At 72.7% G+C, this 13623-nt stretch carries 13 protein-coding genes; 6 read left to right on the forward strand and 7 right to left on the reverse strand.

Annotated features, from left to right (window positions below; genetic code table 11):
- The first annotated feature begins 72 nt into the window (after nt 1–72).
- The 3 genes from ACFWXC_RS26290 to ACFWXC_RS26300 are packed head-to-tail and all read left to right on the forward strand — an operon-like array spanning nt 73 to nt 2118.
- Nucleotides 73–546, forward strand: coding sequence for a DUF2771 domain-containing protein (locus ACFWXC_RS26290; protein WP_384482509.1), 474 nt, complete (start codon nt 73–75; stop codon nt 544–546).
- Complete coding sequence (locus ACFWXC_RS26295) at nt 516–1280, forward strand: futalosine hydrolase (protein ID WP_384482511.1); 765 nt, start codon at nt 516–518, stop codon at nt 1278–1280. Before ACFWXC_RS26290 ends, ACFWXC_RS26295 begins: the two co-directional genes overlap by 31 nt.
- Entirely contained in the window at nt 1267–2118 is an 852-nt protein-coding gene (locus tag ACFWXC_RS26300) for a 1,4-dihydroxy-6-naphthoate synthase (RefSeq protein WP_384482513.1), read from the forward strand. Before ACFWXC_RS26295 ends, ACFWXC_RS26300 begins: the two co-directional genes overlap by 14 nt.
- A 51-nt stretch (nt 2119–2169) precedes the next feature.
- On the opposite strand, the gene ACFWXC_RS26305 is transcribed toward ACFWXC_RS26300, so the two are convergent.
- Nucleotides 2170–2553, reverse strand: a complete 384-nt coding sequence (locus ACFWXC_RS26305) for a cold-shock protein (protein ID WP_351711400.1) — start codon at nt 2551–2553, stop codon at nt 2170–2172.
- 188 nt (nt 2554–2741) lie between these two features.
- Between ACFWXC_RS26305 and ACFWXC_RS26310 the strand changes: the two genes are divergently transcribed.
- Nucleotides 2742–2996 carry a hypothetical protein gene (locus ACFWXC_RS26310; protein WP_351711398.1) on the forward strand — a complete coding sequence of 85 codons (255 nt, stop codon included), beginning with the start codon at nt 2742–2744 and terminating at the stop codon, nt 2994–2996.
- Here ACFWXC_RS26310 and ACFWXC_RS26315 read toward each other — a convergent pair.
- The 3 genes from ACFWXC_RS26315 to ACFWXC_RS26325 form a co-directional block, all read right to left on the reverse strand.
- The gene (locus tag ACFWXC_RS26315; protein ID WP_384482515.1) at nt 2969–3607 is read right to left on the reverse strand and encodes an HAD family hydrolase; all 639 of its coding nucleotides are present in this window, start codon (nt 3605–3607) and stop codon (nt 2969–2971) included. The genes ACFWXC_RS26310 and ACFWXC_RS26315 overlap by 28 nt on opposite strands.
- Nucleotides 3608–3815: 208 nt before the next feature.
- On the reverse strand, nt 3816–4742 hold the full coding sequence (locus ACFWXC_RS26320) for a hypothetical protein (RefSeq protein WP_384482517.1): 927 nt from the start codon (nt 4740–4742) through the stop codon (nt 3816–3818).
- A 64-nt stretch (nt 4743–4806) separates the two neighbouring features.
- Nucleotides 4807–6432, reverse strand: coding sequence for a PstS family phosphate ABC transporter substrate-binding protein (locus ACFWXC_RS26325; RefSeq protein WP_384482519.1), 1626 nt, complete (start codon nt 6430–6432; stop codon nt 4807–4809).
- 238 nt (nt 6433–6670) lie between these two features.
- Between ACFWXC_RS26325 and ACFWXC_RS26330 the strand changes: the two genes are divergently transcribed.
- Complete coding sequence (locus tag ACFWXC_RS26330; RefSeq protein WP_384482521.1) at nt 6671–9205, forward strand: helicase-associated domain-containing protein; 2535 nt, start codon at nt 6671–6673, stop codon at nt 9203–9205.
- A 209-nt stretch (nt 9206–9414) separates the two neighbouring features.
- Here the strand turns inward: ACFWXC_RS26330 and ACFWXC_RS26335 are convergent, their stop codons facing one another.
- On the reverse strand, nt 9415–9960 hold the full coding sequence (locus ACFWXC_RS26335; protein WP_384482523.1) for a hypothetical protein: 546 nt from the start codon (nt 9958–9960) through the stop codon (nt 9415–9417).
- Between the two features lie 236 nt (nt 9961–10196).
- Here ACFWXC_RS26335 and ACFWXC_RS26340 point away from each other — a divergent pair, with 236 nt between their 5' ends.
- Complete coding sequence (locus ACFWXC_RS26340) at nt 10197–11885, forward strand: DNA repair helicase XPB (protein ID WP_384482525.1); 1689 nt, start codon at nt 10197–10199, stop codon at nt 11883–11885.
- Here the strand turns inward: ACFWXC_RS26340 and ACFWXC_RS26345 are convergent.
- Entirely contained in the window at nt 11798–12967 is a 1170-nt protein-coding gene (locus tag ACFWXC_RS26345; RefSeq protein WP_384482673.1) for a glycosyltransferase 87 family protein, read from the reverse strand. The genes ACFWXC_RS26340 and ACFWXC_RS26345 overlap by 88 nt on opposite strands.
- 138 nt (nt 12968–13105) lie before the next feature.
- The gene (locus ACFWXC_RS26350; RefSeq protein ID WP_384482527.1) at nt 13106–13291 is read right to left on the reverse strand and encodes a hypothetical protein; all 186 of its coding nucleotides are present in this window, start codon (nt 13289–13291) and stop codon (nt 13106–13108) included.
- Between the last annotated feature and the right edge of the window lie 332 nt (nt 13292–13623).

Raw genomic sequence — 13623 nt, forward strand, 5'->3', positions numbered from 1 at the left:
CCTGGCGTAACGAACCGGGCACGCCGCACCCCGCTTGGGGGGAGGGCCGGGAGCTCCCGATAGCCTTCGGCCATGACCACGCTGCAATCCCGCTCGCGACGCCGCCGCGTCGTCGCCGCCGCCGGCGCCGTTTCCGCCGGACTGCTCGTCCTGTCGGCCTGTGACAAGCCGTCGCCCATCGCCACGATCACCGTCGGCACGAGCTCGGTCAACTCCGAGGCCACCTGTTACAACGACGGCAAGGCCCTCGACACGGCCTCCCTCGCGAACTGCCTCAAGGACACCGGGATCAAGTCCATCAAGGTGGACCCGGACGACACCGTCCGCTTCGGCGTCGACCCGAAGATCGCGGACAACGGCTGGACGATCCTGATGAACGGTCAGGCGCTCACCGAGTCCAGCACCAAGACCTACCGCACCATCCCGGGCAGCGTGTTCTTCAACGCCCAGTACGGCGCCTCCGGCAACTCGACCCTCGTCTCCATCAAGGAGGGCGACAAGTCGGTGCTGGGCCTGTGGTCCTTCAAGCTCAAGAAGGACGCCTGACCACGTCCGCCGTACGCATCCTCGTGGCCACCGCGGTCCCCGCCGAACGGGACGCGGTGGCAGATGCGTTCGCGGACGGGACGACCGAGGTACGGCTGCCCGGCTCGGCCCTGCTGCACCGCACGCGCGCCGGACGCGCGGGGTACGACCTGCTGGCCGCCGGAGTCGGCCCCGCCCGGGCCGCCGCGGGCACCGCGACCGCCCTCACCGCCGCCGCCCTCGACGGCCGGCCCTACGCCCTGGTCGTCTCCGCCGGGATCGCCGGCGGTTTCCAGCCGCAGGCCCCCGTCGGCTCCCTGGTCGTCGCCGACGAGATCATCGCGGCGGACCTGGGTGCCGAGACGGCCGACGGGTTCGCGCCGGTGACCGAACTGGGATTCGGGACCGTCAGCCACCGTCCGCCGGATCCACTCGTACGAGCCACCGCCGAGGCGACCGGAGCACGCCCCGGAGCGGTACTCACCGTGTCCACCGTGACCGGCTCGGCCGCCCGCGCGGCCGAACTGCGCGCCCGGCACCCGCACGCCCTGGCCGAGGCCATGGAGGGCTTCGGCGTGGCCGAGGCGGCCGCCGCGCACGGCGTGCCCGTGCTGGAGATGCGCGCGGTCTCCAACCCCGTCGGCCCCCGCGACCGCGCCGCCTGGCGCATCGCGGACGCCCTGGCCGCCCTGACCGGGGCCTTCGGGAAGCTCGCGCCCGTTCTGGAGAGTTGGAACCCACATGACCACCGCTGACTCGTTGCGCATCGCGTACTCGCCCTGCCCGAACGACACCTTCGTCTTCGACGCCCTCGCCCACGACCGCGTCCCGGGCGCACCCGCCCTCGACGTGACCTTCGCGGACATCGACATCACCAACGGCATGGCCGAGCGCGGCGAGTCCGACGCGCTGAAGGTGTCGTACGCCGTGCTGCCGTACGTCCTCGACGAGTACGCGCTGCTGCCCTGCGGGGGCGCGCTGGGCCGGGGCTGCGGGCCGCTGGTGCTGACGCGGGAGGCCGGCACGGACCTCACCGGCCGTACGGTCGCCGTACCGAGCGAGAAGTCGACGGCGTACCTGCTGTTCCGCCTCTGGGCGGCGGACACGCTCCCCGGCGGCGTCGGCGAGATCGTGGTCATGCCCTTCCACGAGATCATGCCGGCCGTACGGGACGGGAAGGTCGACGCCGGGCTGGTGATCCACGAGGCGCGCTTCACCTACCAGAACTACGGGCTGCACAAGCTCGCCGACATGGGCGAGCACTGGGAGAACACGACGGGCCTGCCCATCCCGCTCGGCGCGATCATCGCCAAGCGGTCGCTGGGCGCGGAGACGCTCACGCGCCTCGCCGAGTCGATCCGCACGTCCGTCCACGCGGCCTGGGACGACCCCGAGGCCTCCCGGCCGTACGTCATGGCGCACGCCCAGGAGATGGACCCGGCCGTCGCCGACCAGCACATCGGGCTCTACGTCAACGAGTTCACCTCGGAACTCGGCGAGGACGGCTACGCGGCGGTACGCGGACTGCTCACCCGGGCAGCGGCCGAGGGACTCGTACCGCCCCTCGGTCCGCACGCACTCGATTTCCCGTAAAAACACTTACGGAACTTGCACGCTTACGCGACTTGCCTGTCTCTTACACGCTTACACGTCAAGCTGGTCCGCGACCGCGCGCAGCAGCCCGGCGATCTTCGCGCCGGCCGCCTTGTCGGGGTAACGGCCGCGCTCCAGCATCGGCGTGATGTTTTCGAGCAGGGTCGTCAGGTCCTGCACGATCGAGGCCAGCTCGTCCGGCTTCTTGCGCTGGGCGGCGGCGACCGACGGGGTGGGGTCGAGCAGAACCACCGACAGTGCCTGGTCACCGCGTTGACCGGCGACGACGCCGAACTCCACGCGCTGTCCGGGCTTCAGAACGTCGACCCCGTCGGGGAGAACCGAGGAATGGACGAAGACGTCACCGCCGTCGTCACGGGAGAGAAAGCCGAAGCCCTTCTCACTGTTGAACCACTTGACCTTGCCGGTAGGCACGTCTGTCCTCGTCCTCGTATCTCGTCGGAAACTGCTCGGGAAACTTCTGAATGCAACAGCTCTGGAACGGGCCTTGATAGCACTCGGGCGGGTCGACCATGACCCGCCGGTACCAAGGCTAATGGTCTTCGGGCGCGTGACAAGACGTCGCCCGGTTGTTCCTTCGGGCAGGGAACTACCCTGGTCGAGTGCGTGACAAAACCCAAGCGAATTCCGCCGGGCCCGGTGACCGACTGATCCGCGCCGGTGCCGTGCTCTTCTTCATCGGTACGGTGGCCACTCTCGTCACCGTGATACCGCTGTTCCTCGGTGCGAAGCCTTTTCCGACCTACATGTACCTGCTGAGCATGCTCATGGGCGTCGGCTTCCTGGTCGCCGGCGCCGGAGTGCTCCAGTCGATCGCGGCGGGGCGCCGTCAGGCCCGGGAGGCGTCCTCGCGGTAGGCCGACAGCCAGGCCGGGAGTTCGGTGAGGTCCCCGAGAACCACGTCGGCGCCCGCCGCGAGCAGTTCGTCCGCGTCGCACGGCCCGGTGGCCACGGCGACGGACAGCGCTCCGGCGGTACGTGCCCCGCGCACGTCGCCGACGTGGTCGCCGACGTACACGCCCGCGCCGTGCTCGCGCAGCGCGACGGCCTTCTGCTCGGCCCACAGGTCACCGACCACCGCGTCGGGGACTATGCCGAGGTGGCTGAGATGCAGCTTCGCATTGGGCTCGTACTTTGCGGTGACGACGACGGCCTTGCCCCCCTCGCCCTGCACCGCCGCGACCGCCTCCCGCGCGCCCGGCATGGCGGGCGTCGCGGCGATCGCGATCTCCGGATACATGGCCCGGTACAGATCGCTCATCTCCGCGATCCGCTCGGCCGGAAACCAGTGCACCAACTCGTCGGCGAGCGGCGGCCCCAGCCGCGTGATCGCCAGATCGGCGTCGATGTAGGTCCCCGTGCGCTCGGCCAGGGCCGTGTAGCAGGCGTGGATCCCGGGCCGGGAGTCGATGAGGGTCATGTCGAGGTCGAAGCCGACGGTGAGGGCGCGAGAAGTCATATGAGCCATTGTGCCCGGGGGGTGCGTCGAGTCAGGTTGTCGGGCGGCTGCCGGCCGGTGGGGGCCGTTCGCGCCCACGCGGCGGAGCCGCATATCGGACACAGCCCCGCGCCCCCAAGAACGTGGGTCCACTGGTCCCACTTGAAGGGGCGCGGGGAACTGCGCGGCAAGCCCCCACGCACCCGCAGCCGCCCGACGACCGGACCCGGCGCCCCCCCTACCGCGCTCTCTGCGACCGCCACACCAGATACAGCGCCGACGCCACCGCCGCCCCCCGCACCACCCATGGCCAGGTCTCCCCCACCGCACCGCTCATGTGGCCCTGGGCTATCGGGGCGCCCCAGCGGCCGGCGCTCCGTCCCCACAGCCAGACCACGCCCGCCGCGACCGAGAGCCCCGGTACCCACATCACCGCCAGCTTGGTCTCCGTGGGGCCGAGCCGTCGGGAGCCGTAGGCGATGAGCCAGCCGAGGAGCAGCGCGAACCAGTTGCCGAGCACCGCGCCCACGACCAGCGCGACGGCGGCGAGCAGCAGCAGGGGGTTGCTCCAGCCGGTCGCGGGCCGGGGGACGACGCGGAAGCGGCGGCGAGCGGGCGGCACGGCTTCGGCCGCCTCGGCCTTCGGGGCCGGCCCGGCGGTCTCCTCCGGCTCCCCGGCCGCCGCCTCCGGCTCCTCCTTCCGCAGCCGCGGCTTCCTGAGCAGCTCCGGGATCTCCACACCGCCCACGAACCCCGGCACGCTGTCGCCGTCCCCGAACGGGCTGCTGTCCACCCGCCACCAGTCGGGCGGCATCGGACCGTCCTCCGGCTCGGCGGGCCGCGGACGCGGTACGACGCGGCGCAGGTTCTCGCCCCCGGCGGGCGCCCCGGTCTCCCGCTGGGCGGGAACCGCGGCCGGCGGCGGTGCGGTCTCCGTCGTACCCCCGGCCGCCTCGACGACCTCGTCGGGCGAGCCCAGCCGGTCCAGGATGCGCCGCACGGCGGCGGGACTGTCGACGGTCGCCTTCGCCCGGTGCCGGTCGATCTCGTTGCGCAGCCCCGACACCAGCCGCATACGGTCGGACGACGACAACTGGCGCTGGTGCGCGATGTCCCCGACGCGGCTCAGATACTCGTAGACGACCTGATCACTCTCGATACCCACGAAGTCCCCTCCGGGGCCGCTGCCTTGAATAACCCGTCGCAACGACGGTAGCGCAGGTCACGGTTCACGTCGGCCGGCACACCAGCGGGTAACGCGTCTCCGAGCAGGGGCGGTTGCCGTACTCGCGGAGGATGTCCTTGCCGCCCTGGTCGGTGAGGTAGCGCAGGAAGGCCGCGGCGATGGAGCCGGCGGGCGGTTCGCCGAAGGTGTAGGCGTACTCGGTCTGCCAGTACGGGTACGTGCCGTGCTCGACGCCTTCGAGGGTGGGCGGCATGTCGCCGATGTTCAGTTTGACCAGGTCGGCGGAGGTGACGCCGGCCGCCTCGCTGTAGCCGAGGGCGCCGCGCTGCGCGGCCGTGGTGTCCAGCATGGTGTCGGTGCTGTCGACCTCGCAGACGCCGGGCCTGGCCGGGTCCAGGGACGCGCAGTCGCCGTTCGCGGCGCCCGGCACCGGCTTGCCCGCGAGGACGCGTTCTTCGAGGGCGTTGCGGGTGCCGGAGTCGGAGTAGCGGTTGACGAGGTGGATGGAGAGGTCGGCGCCGCCCACCACGGACCAGTTGGTGATGTTCCTGGCGTAGATGTCGCGGATCTGCTGGAGGGAGAGGTTGCTGACGTGCGCGTCCTTGTTCACGACGAGGGTGAACAGGGAGTAGACCACCGGCCGGGGCAGATCCTCGGGGTGGCCCTTGCCGGCCGGGCCGTCGGTGAAGGCGATGTGGTCGCCGAGCCCCTCGTTGCCGGAGATCCCGGCGTCCCTGCCGGCCTTCTCCAGCGTGGTGAGCCCCGCCCCGCTGCCGCGGAACACCCCGCCGTCGACGGGGATGTGGGCGCCCTTGGCCGAGCACAGCCGGGTGTACTCCTCGGCCGCCGCCGTCACCGCCGGCTCGAAGGCGGTCGAGCCCGTCAGATGCAGGGTGCCGCCGACGCAGTCCAGCGGCGCGGGCCTGGCGGGGAAGAACAGGGTCAGGCTGGCCTGGAGCACGACCGCCGCCGCCAGCAGGGCCATGCCGGCCAGCGCCGCCCCGGAGGCAAAGGTGTGGCTCTCGGTGTGGGCCAGCTTGAGCCGGGCCAGCCAGCGCAGCCAGGCGAAGGAGTGGTCCATGCCCCCGGTGACCGCGGCCTGGAACTCCGGCTGCGGGAAGGGCGCGTGCGGGCTGCCGCCCCGGCGCTCCAGCACCGCGAGGACCTTGTAGTGGGCGCCGGGGTTCAGCGTCACCTTGGGCAGCCGGATGACACCGGTGCCGTCCTCCCAGTCCTTCCCGAAGCCGTCGGTCTCCTGGGTGGTGCCGTCCCGGGTGGTGACGAAGAAGTGCCGGAGGGTGGGCTGGCTGAGTTCGGTCACCGCCATGCCGACGACCCGGCGGTCCCGGAACATCACCCGGATACCGGTCTTGTCGTCGGGCGGGGTCAGATAGTCGCCGGGGACGATCTCCCGCCAGCCGGCGTTCTCGATCCGCACCAGCACGAACGACGGCTCCACCAGTTCGTGGCCGTCGTCCCGCATCCGCGCCAGCACGTCGGCGCTCGGCGCGTGCGCGGTGTCCGTGGCCAGGGTGTCCATCTGGAGCCGGTAGCCGAGCCGCTTGCGGCGGATGACGACGAACTCCCAGAAGAACGCCAGCACCGGGATCGCGACGCTGACGATCGCGACGACGTTGTTGAAATCGAGCTCGGCGTCGAACACTCGCACGACCGCATCCTCCCGAATCCCCGTGACCGGTCGCACAGTTGACTTCACGCGGCGGCCAGGGAGCCCAGGGTGACGAGTGCGCGGCGAGTGTCGCCGGAACTGCCGCGATCCTCCCGCTGAAGTTCATGTGGGGGACATCTACGAAACGTTCCGTTCGCCCGGTCGCTGCCCTGTACACAGAAGAGGCCGTGGGACAGGTGATCCCGGTCCCCGCCCCGCACCCGCTACCGTGGGTCGGATGAGCAACCCGGCCACCCCGCCGCGTTCCCTCGCGGAGGCGCTTCGCGCCAAGGACGACGCGTCCCTGGCCGTACTGCTGCGCGCCCGCCCCGACCTCATCACCCCCGTCCCCACCGACCTCACCCAGCTGGCCACCCGGGCCGGCACCCGCGCCTCGGTGCTGCGCGCCCTGGAACGCCTGGACCGCTTCGCCCTGCAGACCGCGGAGGCGCTCGCGGTGGCCGGCGACCCGGCGTCGTACGGGGAACTGCTGGGCCTGATGGCCGGCGACGGCGGGGACCCGCTGGTCGCCGCCGCCCTGCCGCGCGCCCTCGGCACGCTCCGCGACCAGGCGCTGGTGTGGGGCGACGACGACCGGCTGCGACTGGTGCGGACCACGCGCGAGGTGCTCGCCCCGTCTCCGCAGTACCCCTCGCCGACCGGGCTGGGCCCGACCGTGCGGGAGGCCACCTCGGGCATGTCGCCGGGCCGGATCCAGGAGATCGTCACCACCGCCGGGCTGCCCTCGACCCATGACCCGGTGTCCGCGGCGGACGCGCTCGGCCGGCTGTTCGGCCACCGCAAGAAGATGGCGAAGCTGCTCGCCGCCGCGCCCGCCGAGTCCCGCGAGGTGCTCTCCCGGCTGGTCTGGGGACCGCCGTACGGCCAGGTCACCCCGGAACCGGCCGCCCATCTGCGCTGGCTCCTGGACCGCGGCCTGCTGCTGCCGACCGGGCCGGGCACGGTCGTCCTCCCCCGCGAGGTCGCCCTGCACCTGCGCGAGGGCCGGGCGCACCGCGAGCCGGAGCCGGTGCCGCCCGCGGTCGAGCCGACGGCGACGCACCGTCCACAGGTTGTGGACGCGACGGCGGCCGGGCAGGCGTACACCGCGCTCGCCACCGTCGAGGAGCTGCTGAAGGACTGGGACGAGGGCGGGCCCACCGTGCTGCGGGCCGGCGGGCTCAGCGTCCGGGACCTCAAGCGGACGGCCGTGGCCCTGGACCTGCCCGAGCCCGTCGCGGCCTTCTGGGTCGAGCTGGCGTACGCGGCCGGGCTGCTCGCCTCCGACGGCGAGGCCGACGAACGCTACGCGGCCACCCCCGCCTACGACGAGTGGGTGGACCGCCCCCCGGCCGAACGCTGGGCCCAGCTCGCCCAGGCCTGGCTCACGGCGACCCGCGCCTCCGGGCTGGTGGGCGGCCGGGACGCCAAGGACCGCGCGCTGTCGGCGCTCGGCCCCGGCCTCGACCGCTCGGCCGCCCCCGAGGTACGGCACCGGGTGCTGACCCTGCTGGCGGGGCTCCCGGAGGGCACCGCCCCGGCCGCCGCCTCGGTACTGGCCCGGCTGCGCTGGGAACGCCCCCTGCGCGGCCCGCAGCAGCGTGACGACGACCTGCGCGGCCGCCTGGCCCGCTGGACCCTGTCGGAGGCCGAGCTGCTGGGCGTGACGGGACGCGGGGCGCTGTCGGCGCACGGCAGGGCGCTCCTCGGGGCGCCACCGCTGGAGCCCTCGGCGGACAAGGGGCAGGAGGCCACCGGGCCCGGCGACAAGCTCCCCGTGCACCACCACCGTCCCGCCGCCGTCCTCGAACCCCTCTCCCCGCCCGAGCAGGCCGTCGCCGCCGCGGCCGCCGGCCGTCTCCTGGCCCCGCTGCTGCCCGCGCCCCTCGACCACGTCCTGCTCCAGGCCGACCTGACGGCGGTCGCCCCCGGCCCGCTGCAACGCCCGCTCGCCGACGCCCTGGGCGTACTCGCCGACGTCGAGTCCAAGGGCGGCGCCACCGTCTACCGCTTCACGCCCGCCTCGGTCCGCCGCGCCTTGGACGCCGGCCGTACCGCCACCGACCTGCACGCCTTCCTCGGCACCCACTCCCGCACACCGGTCCCGCAGCCGCTCGCCTACCTGATCGACGACGTGGCCCGCAAGCACGGCCATCTGCGGGTGGGGGCGGCCTCGGCGTACGTCCGCTGCGACGACGACACCGTCCTGAACGAGATCATGGCCGACAAGCGGGCCGCCGCCCTGCGCCTGCGCCGCCTGGCCCCGACCGTGCTCGCCACCCAGGCCGACCCGGCCACCCTCCTGGAGGGCCTGCGCGCGATGGGCTACGCGCCCGCCGCCGAGTCCGCCGAGGGCGACGTCCTGATCACCCGCGCCCACGCCCACCGCACCCCGCCGCGCACGGCCCCCGAGCCGGTCCCGGACGGCCCGCCGCCGCCGGACGGCACCCTCCTGACCGCCGCGATCCGGGCGATCCGCGCCGGCGACCTGGCCGCCACCACCCCGCGCAAGCCCGCCGGCACCGCCGTCCAGGGCGGCGAACTCCCGCGCACCACCCCCGCCGAGACCCTCGCCACCATGCAGGCCGCCGTCCTCACCGGCGGCACCCTGTGGATCGGCTACGTCAACGCCGAAGGCACCGCCAGCCAGCGCGTCATCGCCCCGATCCGCGTCGAGGGCGGCTTCGTCACGGCGTACGACCACACGGCCGACGAAGTACGCACCTACCCCCTGCACCGGGTGACGGGAGTGGCGGAACTCGCGGAGGACTAGCGGTGCGGGTGGCTGGGCGGGTCTGGCGGGTCTGGCGGGACGAGCGAAGTCGGCCGGGATTCGGCAGCGCCGCGAAGGGTCGGCCGCGGTTCGGCAGCGCCGCGAAGGGGCGCGGGGCCACCGGGCGGCTCCGCCGCGGGGTGCGAGCGACCGGCCACGACGGTGCCGCAGCCGAACGACGGCCCGTCACGGCGCTCGCCGCGAAGCGCTCAGCAGTACCGCACCGGTGCGTCCGCCGGCAGGGCGAAGTGGGTGCGGGCCACGGTCTCCAGTCCGCTGGACTCCATCTCCTCGTCGAGGCGGGACTCGGCGTAGCGGCTGAAGTGGCCGGCCGTCCACGTGCCGTAGCCCTCGCCGTCCGGCGGCTCCTCCTCGGAGAGGACGCGGTAGCCGCCGTGCGCCGGGTCCCGCTCCAGCCGGACCACCTGCGGTATCTGCGCACCGCCGCACTCCACCAGGGCTCCGGCGCGCTCGCCGTACTCCAGGCACAGGGTGTTGACCCCGGCCCGTACCTGGCCCCCGCTCTCCGCCAGGTCCAGGGCCTCCGCCCGGCAGAACCACCGCGACCTGAGCGCGGGCTCGCTCTCCCCGGCCCCGGTGCCGGCGGCCTGCACCACGAGCCGGGCCTCTATCGCGGGGCGCACCCCGGCCCACAGACCTGCGTCCACACCGGCCGACCCCTGCGCCCACACCGCCGTCACCACCAGCACCGCCACCGCCCCGGCGCCTACCCCCCAGATACGTACGGACGTCACCCCACCCCTCCTCCCCGAGCCACACGCCTTGCGCGGCTCCCCCGGGACATGACACCCGAAACGGGCTCAAGGTTGCACGGGACGATCAGACACCCCCAAAAGCCGGGCAGGGACGGTGTACATCGCGTCGATCGGCGGAGGTGATCGCTCACCCATGAGGCACACTGGAACTTTGGCCCATGACGATGGCCGCCATGGCGATGGCCGCATGAGCCGAAAGGGAAAGGGTGCCGCGCGTGAATGGTCCGTTGATCGTCCAGTCCGACAAGACGCTGCTCCTGGAAGTCGACCATGAGCGGGCCGACGACTGCCGTCGGGCGATCGCGCCCTTCGCCGAGCTGGAGCGCGCGCCGGAGCACATCCACACCTACCGGGTGACCCCGCTGGGGCTGTGGAACGCGCGGGCGGCCGGACACGACGCCGAGCAGGTCGTGGACGCGCTGGTGGAGTACAGCCGCTACCCGGTGCCGCACGCGCTGCTGGTCGACATCGCCGAGACGATGGACCGCTACGGCCGGCTGACCCTCTCCAAGCACCCGGCGCACGGGCTGGTGCTCACCACCACCGACCGGCCGGTCCTGGAGGAGATCCTGCGCTCCAAGCGGATCATCCCGCTGGTCGGCGCCCGGATCGACCCCGACACCGTGGCCGTGCACCCCTCCGAGCGCGGGCAGATCAAGCAGACGCTGCTGAAGCTGGGCTGGCCCGCCGAGGACCTCGCCGGATACGTGGACGGCGAGGCGCACCCGATCGAGCTCGCCGAGGACGGCTGGGCGCTGCGGCCGTACCAGAAGCAGGCCGTGGAGAACTTCTGGCACGGCGGGAGCGGTGTCGTCGTGCTGCCCTGTGGGGCGGGCAAGACGCTGGTCGGTGCCGGGTCCATGGCACAGGCCAAGTCGACGACCCTGATCCTCGTCACCAACACCGTCTCCGCACGGCAGTGGAAGCACGAGCTGGTGAAGCGGACGAGTCTCACCGAGGACGAGATCGGGGAGTACAGCGGGACGCGGAAGGAGATCCGGCCCGTCACGATCGCCACGTACCAGGTGCTCACGACCAGGCGGAAGGGCGTCTACCCGCACCTCGAACTCTTCGACTCCCGGGACTGGGGTCTGATCGTCTACGACGAGGTCCATCTGCTGCCGGCTCCTGTCTTCAAGTTCACCGCCGATCTGCAGGCGCGCCGGCGGCTGGGGCTGACGGCCACCCTCGTGCGCGAGGACGGCCGGGAATCGGACGTGTTCTCTCTCATCGGGCCCAAGCGCTTCGACGCCCCGTGGAAGGAGATCGAGGCGCAGGGCTACATCGCGCCCGCCGACTGTGTCGAGGTGCGGGTGAACCTCACGGACTCGGAGCGGCTCGCCTACGCCACCGCCGAGACCGAGGAGAAGTACCGCTTCTGTGCGACCACCGCGACCAAGCGGAAGGTCACGGAGGCGATCGTGCGCCGCTTCGCGGGCCAGCAGATCCTTGTCATCGGCCAGTACATCGACCAGCTCGACGAGCTGGGCGAGCACCTGAACGCCCCCGTCATCAAGGGCGAGACCTCCAACGCCCAGCGCGAGAAGCTCTTCGAGGCCTTCCGCCAGGGCGAGATCAGCGTGCTGGTGGTGTCGAAGGTCGCCAACTTCTCCATCGACCTGCCGGAGGCGACGGTCGCCATCCAGGTGTCGGGCACCTTCGGCTCCCGACAGGAGGAGGCCCAGCGCCTCGGCCGGGTGCTCCGCCCCAAGGCCGACGGCCACAAGGCCCACTTCTACTCCGTCGTCGCCCGCGACACGATCGACCAGGACTTCGCCGCCCACCGGCAGCGGTTCCTGGCGGAGCAGGGCTATGCCTACCGCATCGTGGACGCGGACGAGCTCCTCGCCGAAGGCACGGAGGGCTCCGGGGGCGCCGAGGGCGTGGAGGGCACGGAAGGCTGAGTTTCCGGCAGGGCGCGGCTGTGCCGTCGCAGGGCTGCGGCCGCGCCCGCCAGCAGCGCCAGCCCCAGCAGCGGGTACGGCGCCGCGAACGGCTGCTGCCACCACGGGAGGTGCAGGTCCCGGTCGCCCTCGTGCGGCAGCAGCCACATCGTGCGGGCGGTGAAGAGTGCGGCGGCGGTGAGCGCGAGGGCCGTGCGGGTCTCCGCCAGGAGCACCGCCAGCAGCGGGACGCACCACACCCAGTGATGGGACCAGCTGATCGGGCTGATCAGCAGGGCCGTGAACGCGGTCAGCAGGATGCCCCACCGGTCGCCGGCGGCGCGGTGCGTGCGGTCGGTGCGGTCGGTGCGACGGGCGCGGTGGGCGCGGGTCGCCAGCCACAGGCCCGTCGCCGCGAGCACGGTCGCCGGGAGCACCCAGGCCAGGCCTGGTGCCTGCGCGCCCGTCACCCTGGCGATCAGGCCCTGGAGCGACTGGTTGTCGACGATCCAGGCCTTGCCGACCCGGCCGGTCTCGAACAGGCGCCGCGTCCAGAAGTCCACGGTCGCCGCGGGCAGGAACAGGGCACCGAGCAGTGCCGTACCGGCGAAGGACGCCGTCGCAACGCCTGCCTCCTTTCTGCGTGCGGTGAGCAGCAGGTAGGCGATGAAGATCGCCGGGGTGAGTTTGACGCCCGCCGCGATGCCCAGGACCAGGCCCTTGGCGCGGGCGCCGGGCGGGCGGGTGAGGTCCCACAGGACCAGGCAGGCGATCGCCAGGTTGATCTGGCCGAAGAGCAGAGTCTGGAAGACCGGCTCCAGCCAGAGGGACAGGGCGGTGGCCGTGCACAGCACGGGGAGGGGTGCCGTGCGGCCGGCCAGGCGGGCGGAGAGGGCGACGAGACAGGCGAGCAGGAGCGCGTTGCCCGCGAGGAATGCCGCCTTGAGGGCCGGGACGGGGATCCAGGTCGTCGGGACGAACAGGACCGCCGCGAAGGGCGGGTACGTCGCCGGCAGCCGCCACTCGGTGACCGTGAAGCCGTACAGGTCACTGCCGTGGACCACGGCCTCGCCCTCGGCCCGGTAGACCAGCAGATCGGCCATCGGGGCGTGCAGCAGGACGCAGAGGGCGGCGAAGGAGGAAAGGGAGACTGCCAGGAGAGAGAGGGAACGGGAGAGGGAGAGGGAGGGCAGGGGGTATGACGTCACCGTCCGGTTCGGCACGGAGGTGACACTATGCCGTCACTTACGGCGTATGCCTGCTTCCTCGCCGTATTCGCCGAGTATGACGACGCTGAACGCCGCGCCGACGAAGACCTTGACGGCACGCAGGGCGTCGCCCAGACGGTGCTGGGAGTGCGGGACTCCGTCCAGGGCGGTGGCGCCCGGCGGACCCGAGGGAACTGGATGGATGGTTGCTGCGCTCATGCCTCAATGGTGGAACTTCGGGCACCAGTACGGCATCGGTCCACGGGTCCAATTTCCGGCTTCCGCCAGTCCACCCGCCGATGGACCCCACCCCCTACCTCCGCCCCACCCCACGACGGACACACCCCCTAGGGGACCCGGCCCCCACCCCGGAGACACGACCGCCGCCCACCCTCCCCGCCGCACGGGCCAGGCCCCCTGCCCGGCACCACGCCCCCCGGCGCACCCACGCCCCCCTCCCGGCACACCCATGCCCCCCGGCCAGGCACCACGTCCCCCTCCCCGGCACACGCCACCCCCCTCCTCGGCGCCCCGCCCCACCCCCCCTCGGC

Origin of the sequence: Streptomyces sp. NPDC058683 (assembly GCF_042716195.1) — a bacterium.
Classification (GTDB): Bacteria; Actinomycetota; Actinomycetes; order Streptomycetales; family Streptomycetaceae; genus Streptomyces.